Here is a 210-nt window from a genome sequence, read left to right as displayed (position 1 = left end):
CCTGCTGTAACTGTTCCACTTACTGGTACCGTTACTGATGTTGGCTCTGTTCCATCTGTTAATGTCGATCCTGTTGGTAAAGTAGTTGTATCTACTACGATATCTACTGTTCCTGCTGGTACTCCTTCTATAGTATAGGTTCCGTCTGTTGCTGTTGTTGCTGTTGGCTCTCCTGCGTCTAATACGCCATTGCCATCTAAATCTGCAAAT

At 43.8% G+C, this 210-nt stretch carries 1 protein-coding gene; it reads right to left on the bottom strand.

Features of this window, described 5'->3' with window-relative positions; translation table 11 throughout:
- Positions 1-210, bottom strand: a 210-nt coding sequence (locus ACVCXO_RS03685; RefSeq protein ID WP_452228245.1) for a hypothetical protein, incomplete at both ends; no start/stop codon positions are given.

Source organism: Lacinutrix sp. MEBiC02404, assembly GCF_053601575.1.
Note: the sequence above shows the minus strand (reverse complement) of the source record. Positions and strands in the feature narration are given on the sequence as shown.